We start from the raw sequence: 13,943 nt of genomic DNA on the forward strand, positions 1-13,943 counted from the left end.
GGCGGGCCCACCCTCAGAACGGAGCAGGAGCCCACCCCTCCGGGTGGCGTACGGCCGTGGACCAGGACGCCACCGTCACCGCCCGCGACTCCTAGACTGACTCCCGTCCGCCCGGGCCGCGTTCCGGGAGCAGCAGGGGGAGGCGAGCACCGTGGAGCCACTGAGGGACGGCGACCCGAGGGCCATCGGGGGCTACGCCCTCGTGTGCCGGATCGGGTCCGGCGGTATGGGCCAGGTGTTCCTCGGGGAGTCCGCGGCGGGCCACCAGGCGGCCGTGAAGGTGATCAAGCCCTCCGTCCTCGACGAGGACACCCGCGTGCGCTTCCTGTCGGAAGTGGACAGCCTGAAGACGGTGTACGGGCCGTTCGTCGCGGCCTTCGTGGACGCCGACGCCGCCGCCGACCAGCCGTGGCTCGCCGTGGAGTACGTCCCCGGGCCGGACCTGCGCAGCTTCGTGGACGCCCACGGGCCGCTTCCGCTCGTCGAGACCGCCAGTCTGGGCGCCCTGCTGGCGGAGGGCCTGGGCACCGTGCACGCGGCGGGGCTGCTGCACCGCGATCTCAAGCCGCAGAACATCCTGCTGTCCGCGTACGGTCCCAAGCTGATCGACTTCGGGCTGGCGGTCCTGGCGGAGCGCCGCACGGTGCTGACGGCGACGGGCTTCGTGGTCGGCTCCGTGCTGTGCATGCCGCCGGAGCAGGCCCGGGGCGAGCACCGTCTGGAGCCGCCTGCGGACGTCTACGCGCTCGGCGCGGTGCTGCTGTTCGCGGCGACCGGCCACTACCCGTACAGCGGGCCCACCTGGCAGGCGGTGGCCCTGCGGATCGAGGACCCGCTGACGCCGCCGGACCTGGACGGGCTGCCGCCGGAGCTGGAGCCGCTCCTCACGGACATGCTCGCGCTGGACCCCGCCGCCCGGCCGACGTTGCCGCAGGTCGTCGAGCGGCTGGTGCGGATCATCAACGAGCAGGGCCTGACGGCGCTCCAGGCCAAGCGCCGGCTCACCGAGCGCACGCCCGAGATCACCGTCCCCCAGCTTCCCGCCTCCGCGTTCCAGCACCTTTCCGGGGACGGTGGCGTCGCGTACTCCCCCACCGTCGTCGACGTGGCCGCCTCGGGGGACGACGAGGAGCAGCGGACGCACCCCGCGCCCGGCACCGAGCGACCGGGCGAGAACGGCGGCGAGGACGACGGCGCCGCAGCGGACGCGCACGAGGCCCCCGCTCCCGTCCCGGCCGGGACGCACGGCCGCCCGGACGCCCCGGGCCCCGGGAGCACCGGCACCCGCCTCACCGCGCCGCTGCGGATCGCCGAGCGCCTGCGGGTCGGCTACGCCCGCGACGCACGGTTCTGAGCTGCGCGGATACGTCTCGCGGAACCGCGTACGGCCCGTCCCCCACCGTGACAGACTTGCCCCCGCCGGGCAGTAGGGCGGCACGTGCAGTGATGAACGAAGGGATGGCGCGGGTGACGGGCCAGGGGGCGACGCACAGGGAGACCCGGTTCCCGCCGGGGGCGCAGATCCTCGTCCGGGACGAGGAGTGGCTGGTCCGCACGACCGCGCCGACGGAGCACGACGGCGAGCGGATCGAGGCCGTCGGTGTCTCCGAGTTCGTGCGGGACGAGGAGGCGGTCTTCTTCAGCGGGCTCGACGCGGTGGAGCTGCTCGATCCGGAGAAGACGGTCCTGGTCCCCGACCGCTCCTCCTACTTCCGGCGCAGCCGCCTCTTCCTGGAGGCCGTCCTGCGCAAGACGCCGCTGCCGCAGTCGGAGCGGGGCCTGGCGCTCGCCGACCGCTTCCTGCTCGACCCGCTCGTCTACCAGCAGCGCCCCGCCGAGCTCGCCCTCTCCCTGCGCAACCTCCGCCCCCGGGTGCTGATCGCCGACGTCGTGGGGCTGGGCAAGACCCTGGAGATCGGCCTGACCCTCGCGGAGCTCATCCGCCGGGGCCGGGGCGAGCGCATCCTCGTGGTCACCCCGCAGAGCATCCTGGAGCAGTTCCAGCACGAGTTGTGGACGCGCTTCTCGATCCCGCTCGTGCGGCTGGACTCCCTGGGCATCCAGCGCATCCAGCGGGAGATCCCGGCCGGGCGGAACCCGTTCACCCACTACAAGCGGGTGATCGTCTCGGTGGACACGCTCAAGAACATCGGCCAGTACCGGCACCACCTGGAGCGCATCCGCTGGGACGCCGTCGTGATCGACGAGTCGCACAACCTGATCAACCCGGGCAGCCAGCGCCGCGCCCTCGCCGAGGTCCTCGCGCCGCGCACCGACGCCCTGCTCCTCGCCAGCGCGACCCCGCACAACGGTGACAAGCGGTCGTTCGCGGACCTGATCGCGCTCCTCGACCCGGCGGCCATCGCCGATCCCGACCACTACGACCCGGCGGCGGACCTGGGCCACCTGTACATCAGGCGGACCAAGATCAGCCCGGAGGTCCGGGACGAGATGGGCACCGAGTGGCCCGATCGCGGCCCCACCGTCTCCCTGCACTGCGCGGCCAACCAGGCGGAGGAGCGGATCTTCGCCGAGCTCGCCGAGCACTGGCTGCCCGCGCCGCCCGCCGGTGCCGAGGTGGAGTTCGGCACGGCCGACCAGGACGGCAGGTCGGTCGCGACCGAGCAGCTGTTCGCCTACAACCTGCTCAAGAGCTTCCTCTCCTCCCACAAGGCCCTCGCCGAGACGGTCGGCAACCGCATCGCCACGCTCGACGCGCGGGTGCGGAGGGCGACGGAGAAGGGGTTGCGGCCGGATCCGGCCATCGCCCCCGAGCAGGCGGCGCTGGCCCGGCTGCGGGAGATCACGGCGGGCATGGGTGACGGCACGGCCCCAGGGGACTCGGCCAAACTCGACGCGTTGGTCGAGCAGTTGCGCCAGATCGGGGTCGGTCCGCGCTCCACGACCCGGGCCGTGGTCTTCTCCGAACGCGTCCCCACGCTCACCTGGCTGGCGAAGGTCGTACCGGCCCGTCTCGGGTTCCCCGTCGCGGCCGACGGGACCGCGAAGGCGGCGGCCGTCCTGCACGGCGGCCTCAGCGACGACGAGCAGGGCTCGGTGCTGGAGGCGTTCGGCCTCGCCGACAAGCCGGTCCGGCTGCTGTTCACCGGCGACGTCGCCTCCGAGGGCGTCAACCTGCACCGCCAGTGCCACCACCTGATCCACTACGACATCCCCTGGTCGCTGATCCGCATCGAGCAGCGCAACGGCCGCATCGACCGGTACGGCCAGAAGCACGAACCGCAGTTCCGGGCCCTGATCCTCACCTCCGAGGTCCCCGGCGCCAAGGACGACCGGACGGTCGCCGAGAAGCTGCTCGTGCGGGAGGAGGAGGCGCACAAGCTGGACGGCACGGCGGAGGCCGTCTCCGGTCTCTACCGCGCCGAGGAGGAGGAGCGCCGGCTGATCAGGGAGCTGGTCCGGGGCGGCACGGTCGAGGAGTTCCTGGACGACGCCCCGGCCGCCGACTCCGCCCTCGCCGATCTCTTCGGCCAGGTGGACACCATCACCGAGGAGAAGCTGCCCGAGCGGGCGGAGCTGATCTCCCTCTTCGAGGGGAACACCGCGGACTTCGTCGACACCGCGCTCGCCGAGGTCTTCCAGGAGCGCGCCGAGGAGCTGATCGACTGGTCCTCCGGAGCCGACACCAAGGGGGGCGCGTACTTCTCGCTCTCCCCCGCCCTCGCGCCCGACCTGCTCCACCGGCTCAAGGCCCTGCCGCCCTCCTACCTCAAGGAGCAGGGCGTCGCCGAGCGGATGCGGCTCACCTTCGACCGCGCCCTCGCGCAGCGCAAGCTGACCGAGGCCCGGGAGAGCAGCAGCACCATCTGGCCGGAGGTCTCCTTCCTCACCGACATCCACCCGGTCGTGGAGTGGCTGACGGACAAGGTGCTGGTCGAGTTCGGCCGCCAGGAGGCCCCGGTCATCACCACCCCGCACGTGGACGGGCCGGTCTTCCTCGTGCAGGGCATCCACTCCAACGCGCTGGGCCGCCCGACCGTCGTGCGCTGGATGGCCGTCTCCGGGCTGACGGCCGACGGCACCGGAGAGCCCCGGGTGCGTCCCATGGCGGAGGCGCTGCGCGACGCGAAGGTGGGCCCGCGGCTGGCCCGCACCGGCGATCCGGGCGCCCTGGACCGGCTCCAGGAGCTGGTCCCGGCTGCCGTCGCCGCCGCCCGCGACCACCTGGAGGCGGGCCGGGCCGCCTGGGCCGAGCAGATCAGCGAGCCGCTGGCCGCCTACCGAGAGCACGTCGCCCGGTGGCGCGCGGACGCCCTGCTGCCGGGCGTCACGGGCCGCCGGGAGCGCGTCGTCGAGGAGACCGCCGACGAACTGGCGCGCCTGCTCGACCAGTTGCAGACCACCGGCCGTCCGCTGCTGCGCGTCCTGGCCGTTCTCGACCGCCCCGGCGATCCGGCCACCGCCGACGCCACCCACCCCTCGCCCCCGGCGGAGCACTGACGTGACGTACGACTCGCTGGTCAACCACGGCGACTACCTCTCGGCCCACTACCTCGCCGAGGTTCTGCCCAAGGACCTCAAGGCCAAGGACGGCCTCCTCGCCCGCTGGGCCGCCGCAGAGGAGGCCGAGCGCCGACGCTACGCGGACGCCGTGGCCGAGGCGGAGCAGGAGGGGCTGGGCCCCGACACCGTGCCCCCGCGCGCCCGCACCCCCCGCGAGGGCCTGCGGGCGCTCCACGGCCCGTACTTCGCAGGACGTGCGGCCCTCGCCCGGGACGCGCAGGTGCTCGCCGAACCCGACGCGCCCGAGCCCGCCGGGTGGCAGAAGCGCGTCACCGAGCTGCACCTGGACACCCTGCGGGCCCTCGGCTACGCCGACGCCCACGAGCAGAGCGTCACCGTCCACCGCGCCGACCACGCGTACACCGTCCAGGTCAGCCACGCCGAACCCGGCCTGCTGGCCGTCTCCTGCGGCTGGACGGCCCAGCCGGACGCCGCGCTCGACCCGGACGGCGCCGGACGCCTCCTCCACCCCGTGGAGCTGGAGGCGTCGGTGACCCTGGACGACGCCAAGGCCCTCACCGACTTCCTCTTCGCCTGCGACAGCCCCCCGCGCTACGTGCTGCTCCTCGTCGGCGGTGTGCTCGTCCTCGCCGACCGCCTCGCCTGGCCCGAGGGCCGCTACCTGGCCGCCGACCTCGACGCCGCCCTCCACCGTCGCGACGACCGCAACGGCGGCGAACTGGACACGCTGGCCGCCCTCTTCGGCGCCGACTCACTGCGGGTGCCCACCGAGGGCGGTACCGCGCCCCTGGCCGGGTTCCTCGACAAGTCCGGCAAGCACGCCGTCGGCGTCTCCACCGAGCTGCGCGAGGGCCTGCGCCTGAGCGTCGAGTGGATCGCCAACGAGGTGCTGGACCGGCTGCGCGAACCGGAGAACGGCGTCACCCCGGCCGAGCTGGACGACCCGGCGCGCCTGGCCAAGGAGCTCAGCCGCGAGGCGCTGCGCTACCTCTACCGCATCCTGTTCCTCCTGTACGCCGAGGCCAGCCCGGCGCTGGGCATCCTGCCCGCCGACGACCCCGACTACGAGCGCGGCTACGGCCTCCAGCGGCTGGGCGACCTCGTCGTGCGCGACCTCGTCGGGGAGCGCTCCCGGCGCGGCTTCCACCTGTACGAGTCGCTGGACCTGCTCTTCGCCAAGGTCGAGAACGGCCACCGCCGCTACGGCAGCGAGGCCGAGGACCTGGCGGCGGAGGCCGCCGCCCGCGAGGCCGTCCGGGCCGAGACCGAGGCGGCCGAGCTCCTCGCCTCCGGCGCGATCACCCGCGCCGAGCACGCCGAGCGCCTGCGCGAGGCCGACCGCGCCCGCCGCGCCGCCGCCCGCAGCACCGGCGCCGGACTGCGCTTCGAGGCCCTGCGCTCCGAGCTCTTCGCGAAGGAGGCCGTCCGCCTCATCTCCGACGACCAGCTGGAGAACCCGGCGTACGAGGGCGGCGAGGGCGAGCGGCGCCGCCCGTTCCTGGACACCCGGCTGCGCAACGCGACGCTGCACAAGGTGCTGCGCCGTCTGATGCTCACCCGGGGCCGGGGGCGGGAGCGCGGCGGCTTCATCTCCTACGCCCAGCTCGGCATCAACCAGCTCGGCGCCGTGTACGAGGGGCTCATGTCCTACACCGGCTTCATCGCCGAGGAGGACCTGTACGAGGTCGCCAAGGGCGGCGACCCCTCGGGCGGCAGCTGGATGATCCCCGCCTCCCGTGTCCAGGACTACCCGGACGAGGTCTTCGTCGTCCGGGAGGACGACGAGACCGGCCGCCGGCTGGGCCGCGTCGTCCACCCCGAGGGCCGGTTCGTCTACCGGCTCGCGGGCCGCGACCGGCAGACCTCCGCGTCGTACTACACGCCCAAGTCCCTGACCGAGGTCACCGTCGAGCTGGCGCTCAAACACCGGCTGGATCAGGGTGGCGGGACCACCCCGGCCCGCGAGTTGCTGGAGTGGAAGATCTGCGAACCGGCCCTCGGGTCGGGGGCCTTCCTCAACGAGGCCGTCGACCAGGTGGCCGCCGAGTACCTGCGCCGCCGCGAACGCGAACTGGGCCGCCGGGTGGACCCGGAGCAGCGGCAGGTCGAGCTCCAGCGGGTCAAGGCGTACATCGCCCTGCACAACGCCTACGGCGTCGACCTCAACGCCACGGCGGTGGAGCTGGCCGAGGTCTCGCTGTGGCTCAACTCCATGCACCCCGGCATGCGGGCGCCCTGGTTCGGCCTCCACCTGCGGCGCGGCAACTCGCTGATCGGCGCGGGCCGCAAGGTCTACGGGGCCGACGTCCTGACGGACGGCCCGTGGCTGGCGAAGAAGTCCCCCCTGCCGCCGCGCGATCTGCCCTTCCGCGACGGCCCGCTGCCCGACGGCGCGGTGCACCAGTTCCTGCTGCCCGCCGTCGGCTGGGGAGCCGTCGCCGGGGAGGCGGAGGCCAAGCGGCTCGCGGAGGACGCGGCCAGGGCGCTCGGGAAATGGCGCCGGGGCGTGCAGAAACCGCCGAAGGGGCCGAAGCCCTTCCAGGAGCGCGGGGAGGAGGACCAGGCAGCCCGGAACAAGCGCTACGAGCGGTGGCGTAAGGCGGCGGAGAAGACCGAACTCGGCCGCGTGCAGGGCGTCGCCCGGCGCGTGGAGTTCCTGTGGAAGCTGGTCGCGACCCGGCTCGAACTCTCCGAACGCAAGATCGCCCGCCGCATCGACGTCTGGGGCGCCGACTGGCTCGACCAGTCGTCGGAGGCGGAGGACAAGCAGAAGGTCCTCGACGACCTGACCCGGCACGGCACGCCGTACTGGCGGCTCAAGACGGTCATGGACGCCTGGTGCGCGCTGTGGTTCTGGCCGCTGGACCGGGTGGGCGAACTCGACGGCACGGACTCGGCGTACGCGGCGGGCGGCACCCTCCTCGACGAGGGCGTGCTGACCGACCTGCTGGCCCCGGAGGCCGTCGCCGAGACAGCGCCCGAGGAGTCCGCACCCGCTCCGGCTGCGGAGACGGCACCGGAGCCGTCCGGCCCGGCGCCGGGCGACCAGATGTGGCAGGCCGGGGGCCTGTTCGACGCCCCGGGCGGCGAACAGGTCGAACTCGGCTGGGAGGCCGCCCCGGACCGGTCGGAGGCGGGCCTGCGCAGCGGCCCGAACCGTCGGACGTCCGGCCGCCGGGCCCGGGTCAAGGACCAGCGCCGCGCCTGCATCCCCCTCGCCACCTTCGGCGACTGGCTGGACTTCCTCGAAGCCGTCCTCGGCACCAACGACCTGCCGGAGGGCTCCTACCTCGCGGGCGTCGAGGACCTCGGCCCGGACGAGGCGCTGGAGGTGCTCAGCGACGTCGAGGACCGCCTGGAGGGCCTCCTCGGCATGGACACCCCCGGACGCCTCCCCTTCCGCTTCCCCTGGCTGAACACCGTCGAGGACATCGCCGGGACGACGGAGAAGGACATCAAGGCCGAGGACGGCCACGGCTTCTTCCACTGGGAGCTGCACTTCGCCCACGTCTTCCGCAGCCCCGCCGGCGGCTTCGACCTCCAGGTCGGCAACCCCCCTTGGGTCCGGCCGGAGTGGGTGGAGAGCCAGGTATTGGCGGAAGTTGATCCCTGGTTCGCGTTGGCTGAAAAGCCCTCGGCAACAGAGCAACAAGAGAAGAAGGAGCTACTGCTAAGCGACGCCGAATCACTCCGGTACTACCTACGTGAACTGGCAGCGATCAGCGGTGTTTCGGAAACTCTAGGATCACCTGCGGTCTATCCCGTGCTGGCGGGAACCCGCCCGGACCTTTATCGGGCCTTCATGAGCCGCGTCTGGAGCAACCTCGGGCAAGAAGGAACGGCAGGACTAATCCATCCGGACACCCACTTCGGAGGGGTGAAGGACGGGCGTCTACGCGATGCTGCCTACCGGCATCTGCGGCTTCATGCGGGGTTTGTGAACGTGGGGAATTGGGCCTTCGAAGCGAGCCGAAACACCGAGTTTGGCGTGCACATCTACGGCCCCCGCCAACAGCATATCCACTTCGAGAACCTCAGTCGCTTGTACGGCGTAGAGCCTCTCGCAGGCTCTCTTCATCATGATGGCCAGGGCGAAGTTCCCGGCATGAGACACGGCGGAACCTGGGATCTGAGGCCGCACCGAGCACGAGTGATCGATATCGACGAATCGGTACTAGAGGATTGGCAGAATCTCACAGGAAACGTGGGCATCCCTCCGACTCAAGCTGCACTACTCCAACCGACAACCACTGCGGAGCAAGGCGCGATCGAAGCGCTATCGAGCGTAGAACTACGAATCGAGCAACATGACCCTAGAATCAGTCAGGGTTATAACGAAACGAACAGCAATAAGGGCGGCTTCATCGCCTGGAACACCTCTCAGCCCGACGCGCTGTCAGGGATCGTACTGCAAGGCCCTCACTTTGGGATCGCCACGCCAATCAGCAAGCAGCCCAAGGTCCCGTGTCGCGGCAACCACGACTGGACGGCGTTCGATCTGACGGCGCTTGCAGCTGACGCCGTACCTCGAACGAACTACGTCCGCCCCGAGACGTGTTCGCTGAGCCGGTACGAGGACGCACAGGACCACTGGCTCGACCGGTCACGGCTCACGGCTGACTGGCAGCCGAGCGCGGAGGAATGGCAGAATCGCGACCGTGTACTGAGCGACGAAGAACGAGCGCTGACCGAGGACGAACAGCGCGATTTGCTGCACCAGCGGCTATGGCTGTTCCAGCCCTACACGCGATTCTACCGCCTGGCCTGGCGCAGAATGATTCCTTTCAACACAGAGCGGAGTCTCTTCGCCGCTCTGATTCCTCCTGGCCCAGCCCACGTGGACGCAGTTCACTCAATGGCCTTGACGAACAACAGAGCAACAGCCTTGAACGTAGGGTTTTGGGCGGCGTTGCCGATTGATTACTTGTTGCGCATCCTAGGACGGGCAGATCTCAGGAACGCCGAGGCCAAGAAGATGCCTTACGCCGACCCGTCCCACCCTCTTGCCAGTGCGCTTCTGCTCCGTACCCTCAGGCTCAACTGCCTCACCGAGGCTTACGCGCCCCTGTGGGCTGAGCTCTACGATCCGACCTGGCCTGGCTACGAAGGCTGGGCCATTGCGTGGCAGGGGCTTTCTCCGCTGGCGGACGGCATCAACGCGACATGGGAGCACACCTCGCCCCTGCGTACCGAGTACGAGCGGCGTGCGGCCCTGGTAGAGATCGACGCTCTGGTTGCCGTGTGGCTGGGAATGAGCGCGGATGAGCTGATCGCTGTCCTCAAGGCCCGCTACGCGATTCTCAGGGACCGCGAGGCAAAGATGTGGTTCGACGCCAAGGGGCGCCAGCTGGCGCAGGACCCGTACGCGCACGGCCACGGGCAGACCAAAGAGGACTTCACCCAGTTCATCGCCTATACCGAGGGACAGCGCTCCCAGCCGCCTGAGGGTTACTCGGCGCCCTTCTACAAGGCCAACCGGGAGGAGGAGATGCGGGAGGCTCACGCGTACTTCTTGCGGCGGCTCCAGGAGGCCATCGACCAGGGCCGGTGGACGCCGCCTTCCGAATGAACGGCCGTGCCCCGCGTCGGATGAGGCCCGGCGCGGGGCACGTGTTCGTGTGCTGGGGTGTCAGCCCTGGCGGGTGAAGGTGATGAAGTGGTCCCAGGCAGCGGGGGTGACGGCGAGTTCGGGGCTCAGCTGGTCCTTGGAGTCCCGGACGTGGATCGCGCCCGCTCCCTTCGCCACCTCGACGCACGCATCCCCTTGCGAACCGCTGTAGCTGCTCTTGAACCAGGCCAGTTCGGACGTGCTCATAGCGTTCCTCGCAATCGCTTCAGCAGGCCCAGGGATTCCTCGGGGGGCATGGCCTGCGAGCGCAGTTTCGCATACCGCTGCTGGAGCAGGCTGATCTCTTTCGCGTCAGCGATCAACCGTCCGTTCTGCTGCCCTTCCGAGTACGCGAACCAGCGATGGTCCGGGGTCTCGGCGAGCATGATCGGTCCGTCCAGGCCCGCGTGGGAGGCCTGCCGCCTCGGCATGATCTGGAACTCCACGTTCCAGTTCCGGTCGATCAACTCCAGCAACCGGTCGAAGAGTTCCCGCGTCACCGCCTCTCCACCCGTCTCCCGTTCCAGGATGGCCTGCTCCACGATGAAGCTGAACGCGGTCGGTGGCTTCCTGGTGACCGCCATGAGGTCCTGTCGGGCCAGTCGTGCCGTGATCCGCTCCTCCAGTTCGTCCGGGTGCGGCACCGGAGGCACGTCCAGGGACACCGCCCGCGCGTACGCCTCGGTCTGCAACAAGCCGGGCAGCAACCGGCATTCGTACGTGTAGAGACTGATGGCCGTCCGCTCCAGGCGGGCCCACTGCCGGAACCAGCTGGCCAGCCCAGCCTGGCGGGAGACGTGCGGCATCGCCCTGCGCAGGGCTCCGGTGTCGCCGAGGACGGGTTCGGCCCGCTCGACGAACTGCCGGTCCGCCATGCGGCGGCCCTGCTCGATCGACGCGACCGTGTGTTTGGAGAAGCGCACCAGATCCGCGAACTCCTCGCGGCTCAGACCCGCGTGCTCCCGCAGCGCCTGCACCACCGCACCGAAGGTGCGCAGACTGTCCGACGGCGTGGGCTCACCCCCGACCCCGCTTCCGTTCCCGCCGCATCCAACCCTCGGCTCATCGCTCTCATCCTCCGCGTTGTCGTGCATCACGCCGGATTCCTCCCGCACACGCCCATCCACCGCACACCCGCTTCTTACGTGACCAATCGTCACCCGCGCCTCGCCACACCGTCCACCCAGCGTGCACGTACGCTGACCCCACGTACGCGGCCAGCGCGGCACCCGCCGTCCGCGCGGCCCGTCCCGGCTCCGCGCGCCGCCCGCGCGGACGGACGGCGGCGTGGACTTCTCTGACAGGTCGTGGCGCCCGTCTATAGGCTGGCCGGACGTGGCAGCGGCTGGGTGGAAAGGGGCGGTATGGCGGGTCCGGAGGACAGCGGCGGGGAGCGGGCGACCGGGCCGGACGGGGCGCCGGGGGTCGGGCGCTACGCCGTCCCCGAGGACGTCGCCGGGGCGCAGGACGCGCTCGCCCTGTCGTTGGGGCCGCCGTTGGAGATCGGGCACGACGGGCGGCCGACGGGCGTGGAGCTGGAGCTGCCCTCCGACGAGGGCGAGGAGGACGGCGCGCCCTTCAGCGACGCGGACGGCATCTCCGCCCCGTTCCGGCCCGAGGACATCAAGATCCACACCGAGACGACCACCGTCGACCTGCTGCTGTCCCGGCTGCGGGAGGGCATGCTCGACCTGGCACCGGACTTCCAGCGCCGGGCCGGCGTCTGGAGCGACACCCGGCAGAGCCGGCTGATCGAGTCGCTGCTGCTCCGCATCCCGATCTCCGGCTTTCACCTGGCCCAGGACGAGGAGGACACCTGGGCCGTGGTGGACGGCATCCAGCGGCTCACCGCCATCGCCCGGTTCGTGACTCCGGACGTGGTCGGGATGGCGCCGCTGACGCTGCGCGGGCTGGACTACCTGACCGACTTCCACGGCAAGGGGTACGCGGACCTGAGCGGACGGCTGAAGGTCCGGCTCCGGGAGACCCAACTCGTCGTGCACATCATTCAGCAGGGCACCCCCGAAGCGGTGAAGTACAACGTCTTCTCCCGCATCAACACCGGCGGTCTCCCGCTGAAACCGCAGGAGATGCGGCACGCCCTGGTGCCGGGGCCCGTCCGGGCCTACCTCGCCGACCTGGCCGAGCACCCGTCGTTCGGCGAGGCGACCGGCTGGAGCGTGTCCGACGAGCGGATGAACGACCGCGAGATGGTGCTGCGCTTCCTCGCCTTCCGGCTGTCCAACCCCGCCGCCCACGCCCACAAGGACTTCGACCACTTCCTCATCGCCGCGATGCACCACGTCAACGCCCTCACCGAGGAGCGGCGGGAGCTGTATGCCCGGGAGTTCCGGACGGCGCTGGGGTGCGCCACGGAGCTGTTCGGGAAGCAGGCGTTCCGCAAGTGGCACGAGGTGCCGGGCCGTTCGCCGATCAACATGGCGCTGTTCGAGACGGTGACGGTGAATCTCGCCCTGCTGGACGATCACGAGCGCGCCCGGCTGGTAGCGTCCCGGGAGAGGCTGCTCGACCGGTACGTCGAGCTGCTCGGGGACTGGGACTTCGACCGGTCGATCTCCGCCGGTACGGGTGCCCCGCAGAAGGTCCGCACCAGGTTCCAGAACATGGCACGGCTGTTCCGAGGGGTGGCTGAACAGTGATCGACCGGCTGACGCTGGAGAACTTCAAGGGGTTCCGGAGCACGGAGCTGGAGCTGGGGGCGCTGACGATCCTCTCCGGCCTCAACTCCTCCGGCAAGAGCACCGCGTTACAGGCCCTGGCCCTGCTGCGGCAGTCCTACGAGGCCGGAGACCTGGACGCCGCCGTCTTCCTGCCCGAGGCGCGCAGGTCCGGGCTGAGCGGGGCCGTCGGGAACCAGGGCTTCCTGCTCAACGGGGAGCTCGTCGGCCTCGGCACGGGCAAGGACGTGCTGCACGAGGACTTCGCCGGGGACGAGGCCCGGATCGGTCTCGGCGTCACCGAGGGCCCCTACCGGTACCGCTGGACGGTCGCCGCCGAGGCCGAGCAGAACCTGCTGCCGCTGCTGGACGCGGACCTCCCGGCCATCTCGGAGGGCCGCCACCGGCCTGGCGGGCCCGAGGCCACGACGCCCGCGTTCCTCACCGCCCCCTTCCAGTACCTGCACGCCGACCGGATCTCGCCCGCCGAGTTCTACCCGCGCGACCACCACGCGGCCGTCGGGCGCGGCTTCCTCGGCGTGCGCGGCGAACACGCCGTCAACTTCCTGCGCCACCACGCCCGCAGCCCGGTGCCCGCGGGGCCGCTGCACCACCCGAAGGCGGAGTCCGACCTGCTGGTCGACCAGGTCGCCGCGTGGATGGACGTCCTGTGCCCCGGGGTGGACATCAGGACCGAGGCCATCGAGGGTACCGACGCGGTGCTGCTCTCGTACGGGTTCGAGGGGCCGCTGGGCCCGACGCACCGGCGGCGGCCCGCGAACGTCGGCTTCGGCCTCACCTACGTCCTCCCCGTCGTCGTGGCCTGCCTCACCGCCCAGCGGGGGTCGCTCGTGCTCCTGGAGAACCCGGAGGCGCACCTGCACCCCCAGGGCCAGACGCGGATGGCCACGCTGGCGGCAGCCGCCGCCGCGCACGGCGCGCAGGTGCTCGTCGAGACCCACAGCGACCACGTCATCAACGGCGTGCGGCTCGCCGTCAAGCAGCGGCGGCTGGCGCCGTCGCAGGTGGTGTTCCACTACTTCCGGGGCGACGGCACCGGCGTGGAGGTCGTCAGCCCGCGCATCGACGCCGACGGCATGCTCGACCGCTGGCCCCCGGGCTTCTTCGACGAGCTGGAGAACACGCTCGACCAGCTCATCGGCTGAACCCCG

7 protein-coding genes are annotated in these 13,943 nt (G+C 71.2%); 5 read left to right on the forward strand and 2 right to left on the reverse strand.

Features of this window, described 5'->3' with window-relative positions:
* Nucleotides 1-151: 151 nt before the first annotated feature.
* From V6D49_RS06860 to V6D49_RS06870, 3 genes are all read left to right on the forward strand, one after another.
* The gene (locus tag V6D49_RS06860) at nucleotides 152-1,354 is read left to right on the forward strand and encodes a serine/threonine-protein kinase (RefSeq protein ID WP_340558016.1); all 1,203 of its coding nucleotides are present in this window, start codon (nucleotides 152-154) and stop codon (nucleotides 1,352-1,354) included.
* Nucleotides 1,355-1,446: 92 nt separating this feature from the next.
* Nucleotides 1,447-4,461 carry an SNF2-related protein gene (locus tag V6D49_RS06865; protein WP_340558018.1) on the forward strand — a complete coding sequence of 1,005 codons (3,015 nt, stop codon included), beginning with the start codon at nucleotides 1,447-1,449 and terminating at the stop codon, nucleotides 4,459-4,461.
* Nucleotide 4,462: 1 nt separating this feature from the next.
* Nucleotides 4,463-10,054, forward strand: coding sequence for a class I SAM-dependent DNA methyltransferase (locus V6D49_RS06870; RefSeq protein WP_340558020.1), 5,592 nt, complete (start codon nucleotides 4,463-4,465; stop codon nucleotides 10,052-10,054).
* Nucleotides 10,055-10,114: 60 nt separating this feature from the next.
* On the opposite strand, the gene V6D49_RS06875 is transcribed toward V6D49_RS06870, so the two are convergent.
* Together V6D49_RS06875 and V6D49_RS06880 are read right to left on the reverse strand one after the other, a co-directional pair.
* Entirely contained in the window at nucleotides 10,115-10,300 is a 186-nt protein-coding gene (locus V6D49_RS06875; RefSeq protein WP_340558021.1) for a DUF397 domain-containing protein, read from the reverse strand.
* Entirely contained in the window at nucleotides 10,297-11,187 is an 891-nt protein-coding gene (locus tag V6D49_RS06880; RefSeq protein WP_340558023.1) for a helix-turn-helix domain-containing protein, read from the reverse strand. The genes V6D49_RS06875 and V6D49_RS06880 overlap by 4 nt, the downstream gene beginning before the upstream one ends.
* A 270-nt stretch (nucleotides 11,188-11,457) precedes the next feature.
* Here V6D49_RS06880 and V6D49_RS06885 point away from each other — a divergent pair, with 270 nt between their 5' ends.
* The gene (locus V6D49_RS06885) at nucleotides 11,458-12,753 is read left to right on the forward strand and encodes a DUF262 domain-containing protein (RefSeq protein WP_340558025.1); all 1,296 of its coding nucleotides are present in this window, start codon (nucleotides 11,458-11,460) and stop codon (nucleotides 12,751-12,753) included.
* A complete protein-coding gene (locus V6D49_RS06890) occupies nucleotides 12,750-13,937 on the forward strand; it encodes an AAA family ATPase (protein WP_340558027.1) in 1,188 nt (395 codons plus the stop codon). Before V6D49_RS06885 ends, V6D49_RS06890 begins: the two co-directional genes overlap by 4 nt.
* The last annotated feature ends 6 nt before the right edge of the window (nucleotides 13,938-13,943 follow it).

It is taken from the genome of Streptomyces sp. GSL17-111, from assembly GCF_037911585.1.
Taxonomy (GTDB): domain Bacteria; phylum Actinomycetota; class Actinomycetes; order Streptomycetales; family Streptomycetaceae; genus Streptomyces.

What these genes read in the sequence shown, in the direction of transcription:
- V6D49_RS06865 (WP_340558018.1), top strand. Translation starts at nt 1,447, where the DNA reads ATGAACGAAGGGATGGCGCGGGTGACGGGCCAGGGGGCGACGCACAGG.
- V6D49_RS06875 (WP_340558021.1), bottom strand. Translation starts at nt 10,300, where the DNA reads ATGAGCACGTCCGAACTGGCCTGGTTCAAGAGCAGCTACAGCGGTTCG.
- V6D49_RS06880 (WP_340558023.1), bottom strand. Translation starts at nt 11,187, where the DNA reads ATGCACGACAACGCGGAGGATGAGAGCGATGAGCCGAGGGTTGGATGC.
- V6D49_RS06885 (WP_340558025.1), top strand. Translation starts at nt 11,458, where the DNA reads ATGGCGGGTCCGGAGGACAGCGGCGGGGAGCGGGCGACCGGGCCGGAC.